The sequence below is a fragment of the Streptomyces afghaniensis genome, assembly GCF_044327915.1.
Classification (GTDB): Bacteria; Actinomycetota; Actinomycetes; order Streptomycetales; family Streptomycetaceae; genus Streptomyces; species Streptomyces afghaniensis.
The window spans coordinates 182273-188329 of the sequence record NZ_JBIRGJ010000009.1; the positions used below are offsets into that span (position 1 = coordinate 182273).

5 protein-coding genes are annotated in these 6057 nt (G+C 67.9%); all 5 read left to right on the forward strand.

The genetic code is table 11. The annotated features are described in order from the left end of the window. Positions 1-56 precede the first annotated feature (56 nt). The 5 genes from arc to prcA all read left to right on the forward strand — a co-directional run bounded on the left by arc (position 57) and on the right by prcA (position 5978). On the forward strand, positions 57-1823 hold the full coding sequence (gene arc / locus ACH4G3_RS32790; protein WP_037671286.1) for a proteasome ATPase: 1767 nt from the start codon (positions 57-59) through the stop codon (positions 1821-1823). Between the two features lie 234 nt (positions 1824-2057). Further along, positions 2058-3569, forward strand: coding sequence for a depupylase/deamidase Dop (gene dop / locus ACH4G3_RS32795; protein WP_341868291.1), 1512 nt, complete (start codon positions 2058-2060; stop codon positions 3567-3569). Positions 3570-3747: 178 nt separating this feature from the next. Further along, on the forward strand, positions 3748-3966 hold the full coding sequence (locus ACH4G3_RS32800; protein ID WP_010045349.1) for a ubiquitin-like protein Pup: 219 nt from the start codon (positions 3748-3750) through the stop codon (positions 3964-3966). Positions 3967-4301: 335 nt separating this feature from the next. After that, positions 4302-5147 (forward strand): proteasome subunit beta, encoded by an 846-nt coding sequence (gene prcB, locus ACH4G3_RS32805; protein WP_397627911.1) that lies wholly within the window; start codon positions 4302-4304, stop codon positions 5145-5147. 69 nt (positions 5148-5216) lie between these two features. Next, positions 5217-5978 carry a proteasome subunit alpha gene (gene prcA / locus ACH4G3_RS32810; protein WP_397627912.1) on the forward strand — a complete coding sequence of 254 codons (762 nt, stop codon included), beginning with the start codon at positions 5217-5219 and terminating at the stop codon, positions 5976-5978. The last annotated feature ends 79 nt before the right edge of the window (positions 5979-6057 follow it).

Sequence of the window (6057 nt, forward strand, 5' to 3'; positions counted from 1 at the left end):
CACCCGCCCAGGTAGGGTCTGGAAGCGTCCAGCTCCCCTTGGAGGAGGTGAGGACCGTGGCAGCCCACGACGACGACATGAACCGCGGCATCCGCCCGGGACGCGGGTCCGACGACCCGGCCGGGCAGATTGCCTACCTTGAGCAGGAGATCGCCGTCCTGCGACGCAAGCTCGCCGACTCTCCGCGGCATACGAGGATTCTCGAAGAGCGGATCGTCGAGCTGCAGACCAATCTGGCCGGCGTGTCCGCGCAGAACGAGCGGCTCGCCAACACGCTCCGTGAGGCTCGTGACCAGATCGTGGCCCTCAAGGAGGAAGTCGACCGGCTCGCGCAGCCGCCGGCCGGCTTCGGTGTCTTCCTGACGGCGAACGAGGACGGTACCGCCGACATCTTCACCGGCGGCCGCAAGCTCAGGGTGAACGTCAGCCCCAGCGTCGAGCTCGACGAGCTCCGGCGCGGCCAGGAAGTGATGCTCAACGAAGCGCTCAACGTGGTCGACGCCATGGAGTTCGAGCGCGTCGGCGACATCGTCACACTCAAGGAGATCCTCGAGGACGGCGAGCGGGCCCTGGTGCTCGGGCACACCGACGAGGAGCGGGTGGTACGGCTCGCCGAGCCGCTGCTGGACGTCACCATCCGCCCCGGCGACGCCCTCCTGCTCGAACCCCGCTCCGGCTACGTCTACGAGGTCGTGCCCAAGAGCGAGGTCGAGGAGCTCGTCCTCGAAGAGGTCCCCGACATCGGCTACGAGCAGATCGGTGGCCTGGGCGGCCAGATCGAGGCCATCCGCGACGCGGTCGAGCTCCCGTACCTCTACCCGGACCTGTTCAAGGAGCACGAACTGCGGCCGCCGAAGGGTGTCCTGCTGTACGGGCCCCCCGGATGCGGTAAGACCCTGATCGCCAAGGCCGTCGCCAACTCTCTGGCCAAGAAGGTCGCCGAGGTGACCGGCCAGGCCGCCGGCAAGAGTTTCTTCCTCAACATCAAGGGCCCCGAGCTCCTGAACAAGTACGTCGGTGAGACGGAGCGGCAGATCCGCCTCGTCTTCCAGCGGGCCCGTGAGAAGGCCAGCGAGGGCACGCCCGTCATCGTCTTCTTCGACGAGATGGAGTCCCTCTTCCGCACCCGTGGCTCCGGTGTCAGCTCGGACGTGGAGAACACCATCGTCCCGCAGCTGCTCGCCGAGATCGACGGTGTGGAGGGCCTGCAGAACGTGGTCGTGATCGGTGCCTCCAACCGTGAGGACATGATCGACCCCGCCATCCTGCGTCCCGGCCGGCTGGACGTGAAGATCAAGATCGAGCGTCCGGACGCCGAGGCGGCCAAGGACATCTTCGGCAAGTACCTCACCGAGCGCCTCCCGCTGCACAGCGACGACCTCGCCGAGCACAGCGGATCCAAGGCCTCCACGGTCCAGAGCATGATCCAGACGGCCGTCGAACAGATGTACGCCGAATCCGAGGAGAACCGCTTCCTGGAGGTCACCTACGCCAACGGCGACAAGGAAGTTCTCTACTTCAAGGACTTCAACTCCGGCGCCATGATCGAGAACATCGTGGGCCGCGCCAAGAAGATGGCGATCAAGGACTTCCTCGAGAAGAACCAGAAGGGCCTCCGGGTCTCCCACCTCCTCCAGGCCTGCGTGGACGAGTTCAAGGAGAACGAGGACCTGCCCAACACCACCAACCCGGACGACTGGGCCCGGATCTCCGGAAAGAAGGGCGAACGGATCGTGTACATCCGTACGCTCATCACCGGAAAGCAGGGCGCGGACACCGGACGCTCCATCGACACGGTGGCGAATACCGGTCAGTACCTGTAAAAGGCAGGGCGGCTGCGGGTGCCCTCGACGGGTACCCGCAGCCGACTGTTTTTCAGGCCACGGGTGGAGCAACGCAATGACGCAAATGATCTCCCCACCAGCGCAAAGGCGTTCTAGGCTCTTGCGTACCGCCAAGTCGCGCAGTGCGGGGACGGGCACCGCACACGCAACCGAGCGCCAGCGGTATCTGAGTGGCGCCCACGACCGAGGGCGCCGCCGGGCAAGGAGGGCCGCATGACCGTACGGCGAGTAATGGGCATCGAGACGGAGTACGGAATCTCCGTCCCCGGCCACCCCAACGCCAATGCCATGCTCACCTCGTCCCAGATCGTGAACGCCTACGCGGCGGCGATGCACCGGGCCCGCCGGGCCCGCTGGGACTTCGAGGAGGAGAACCCGCTGCGGGACGCCCGAGGCTTCGACCTCGCCCGCGAGGCGGCCGACTCCAGCCAGCTCACCGACGAGGACATCGGCCTGGCCAACGTGATCCTCACCAACGGCGCACGGCTCTACGTCGACCACGCACACCCCGAGTACAGCGCCCCCGAGGTCACCAACCCGCGGGACGCCGTCCTCTGGGACAAGGCCGGCGAGCGGATCATGGCGGAGGCCGCGGAACGGGCCGCCCAGCTGCCCGGTGCCCAGCCGATCCACCTGTACAAGAACAACACCGACAACAAGGGCGCGTCCTACGGCACGCACGAGAACTACCTGATGAAGCGGGAGACCCCCTTCTCGGACATCGTGCGCCACCTCACGCCGTTCTTCGTCTCCCGCCAGGTCTTCACCGGCGCGGGCCGCGTCGGCATCGGCCAGGACGGGCACGAGCACGGCTTCCAGCTCAGCCAGCGGGCCGACTACTTCGAGGTCGAGGTCGGCCTCGAGACGACGCTCAAGCGCCCGATCATCAACACCCGCGACGAGCCGCACGCGGACGCCGAGAAGTACCGGCGCCTGCACGTGATCATCGGCGACGCGAACCTGTCGGAGATCTCGACGTACCTCAAGCTGGGGACGACCTCCCTGGTCCTGTCGATGATCGAGGACGGCTTCATCGCCGTCGACCTCGCCGTCGACCAGCCCGTCCGCACCCTCCACCAGGTCTCGCACGACCCGTCCCTGAAGCGTCTGATCACGCTGCGCAGCGGCCGTACGCTCACGGCGGTGCAGCTTCAGATGGAGTACTACGAGCTCGCGCGCAAGTACGTGGAGGAGCGGTTCGGCGCGGACGCCGACGACCAGACCAAGGACGTCCTGTCGCGCTGGGAGGACACCCTCACCCGTCTGGAGCACGACCCGATGAGCCTGGCCGGCGAGCTGGACTGGGTCGCCAAGCGGGAGCTCATGGAGGGCTACCGGCGCCGGGACAGCCTCGACTGGGACGCGGCGCGGCTGCACCTGGTCGACCTGCAGTACGCCGATGTACGGCCCGAGAAGGGCCTGTACAACCGTCTGGTGGCCCGCGGGCGCATGAAGCGGCTGCTGGACGAGGCGGACGTCGAGCGGGCCCGTACGGCGCCGCCGGAGGACACGCGCGCGTACTTCCGCGGCCGCTGCCTGGAGCAGTACGCGGACGACGTGGCGGCGGCGTCCTGGGACTCGGTGATCTTCGACCTGCCGGGCCGGGACTCCCTCCAGCGCGTTCCAACCCTGGAACCGCTTCGCGGAACGCGTAATCACGTCAAGGAGCTTCTGGACCGCTGCCGCACCGCGGAAGACCTGGTCAGGGTCCTTTCGGGCGGGTGAGCGCGGTCAGCGGGTACTCGGGTGGGGCCCGCCGGACAGGGTGGAAAATCCCAGGTCCGGGAATCATCGAGGTGGTCCCCGTACGTTGGAGCAACAGCGGGGCCATTGTCAGACCCGGCGAGTAGGGTCTGATCTTGACCGAGCAACTGTGTCGGGCGAACCGAGCGGGGTGAGGGATATGGCGACCAAGGACACCGGCGGCGGACAGCAGAAGGCCACCCGGTCCACCGAGGAGGTCGAGGAGCAGGCGGCAGAAGCGCAGGCTTCGGAGGACGTCAAGGAGCGTCACGAGAAGCTGAGCGACGACGTGGACTCGGTTCTGGACGAGATCGACGACGTCCTCGAGGAGAACGCCGAGGACTTCGTGCGGTCCTTCGTTCAAAAGGGTGGCCAGTAAGGCGCCTGAGCCTTCATTCCGAAGGTCACGGGGTGCCGTGAGTGACGGACGAGCCGGCGCGGAGCGCTGCGCGCGGGGCAGTGCATGACCTGATGCCCTCGTGTGCGGCGCTCCGGGCGTCGGTGACGTCCGGAGCCCGGTGACCTGCCGGGCGGCAAGGGCGGGCAAGTGCGGCGTGGCTCCCTCGGAGTTGGAGCCGCCGGGCATGTGGATCACCGCCGAAGGACGGGTAGGGTCCGTGGCATACCGAGCCCCCGGTCGCAACCGGACCGGGGTTGTTCCAAGGATCGGCCCGACGTCACAGGGCGGGCTGTCGCATACGTGGAAGGAATCGCGTGGAAGCCAACACTCGTAGCACCGGGCGTCTACCAGCTGCCTTCCTGACGCCAGGGTCTTCCTCCTTCATGGATTTCCTCTCCGATCACCAGCCCGAACTGCTTCCGGGCAACAAGAAGTTGCCTCCGGTGCAGGGCGCGATCGAGGCGCCGCACGGCACGACGATCGTGGCCGTGACGTTCCCGGGCGGTGTCGTCCTCGCCGGTGACCGGCGGGCCACCATGGGCAACGTCATCGCGCAGCGGGACATCGAGAAGGTCTTCCCTGCCGACGAGTACTCGGCCGTCGGCATCGCCGGCACGGCCGGTCTGGCCGTGGAGATGGTGAAGCTGTTCCAGCTGGAGCTGGAGCACTTCGAGAAGGTCGAGGGCGCGCAGCTGTCGCTGGAGGGCAAGGCGAACCGGCTGTCGACGATGATCCGCTCGAACCTGGCCATGGCCATGCAGGGACTGGCCGTCGTCCCGCTCTTCGCCGGGTACGACGTGGACCGGGACAAGGGTCGGATCTTCTCCTACGACGTCACGGGCGGTCGCTCCGAGGAGCAGAACTTCGCGGCCACCGGTTCCGGGTCGATCTTCGCCCGCGGTGCCATGAAGAAGCTCTTCCGGGACGACCTGAGCGAGGCCGAGGCCACGACGCTCGTGGTCCAGGCGCTCTACGACGCGGCAGACGACGACTCGGCGACCGGTGGTCCCGATGTCGCCCGCCGGATCTATCCCATCGTCACCGTGATCACCGAGGACGGCTTCCGCCGGCTCTCCGAGAACGAGTCGTCCGAGATCGCGCGGTCGGTTCTGGAGCGGCGTCTGGAGCAGCCCGACGGTCCGCGGGCCGCGCTGCTGTGAGCAGCGGGCTGTCTTCATGAGGGTGGTCCAGTGAACCGACGGAATCTTCAAGAGAGGGACGGATAACCGGTGTCGACGCCGTTCTATGTCTCACCCCAGCAGGCGATGGCCGACCGGGCGGAGTACGCCCGCAAGGGCATCGCCCGTGGTCGCAGCCTGGTCGTGCTGCAGTACGCCGACGGCATCGTGTTCGTCGGGGAGAACCCGTCCCGCGCGCTGCACAAGTTCAGCGAGATCTATGACCGGATCGGCTTCGCGGCCGCCGGCAAGTACAACGAGTACGAGAACCTGCGGATCGGCGGTGTGCGCTACGCCGACCTGCGGGGTTACACCTACGACCGGGACGATGTGACGGCCCGGGGCCTGGCGAACGTGTACGCGCAGACGCTGGGCACGATCTTCTCCAGCGCGGCGGAGAAGCCGTACGAGGTGGAGCTGGTCGTCGCGGAGGTCGGGGAGACCCCCGAGGGTGACCAGATCTACCGGCTGCCGCATGACGGTTCCATCGTGGACGAGCACGGCTCGGTCGCGGTGGGGGGCAACGCGGAGCAGATCAGCAACTATCTGGACCAGCGCCACCAGGACGGTATGACGCTGGCCGAGGCGCTGAAGCTGGCGGTGCAGGCGCTGTCCCGCGACACCAACGGCAGCGAGCGGGAGATTCCCGCGGAGCGGCTGGAAGTCGCGGTGCTGGACCGTACGCGGCCGCAGAAGCGGAAGTTCAAGCGGATCAGTGGGCGCCAGCTGGGCCGGCTGCTGGAGGCGGACGGGGCGAACACGGCGTCGGAGGCCGAGGCGGACGCCGAAGCGGAGGCGTCGGACGGCGAGTAGTCGTCCACTGCCGCGGGGGCGCGGCCCGCGGAGGGGCTGGAGGGCGCGGGGCGGGCCCGGCCGCGGCCGCGGTGGCGGG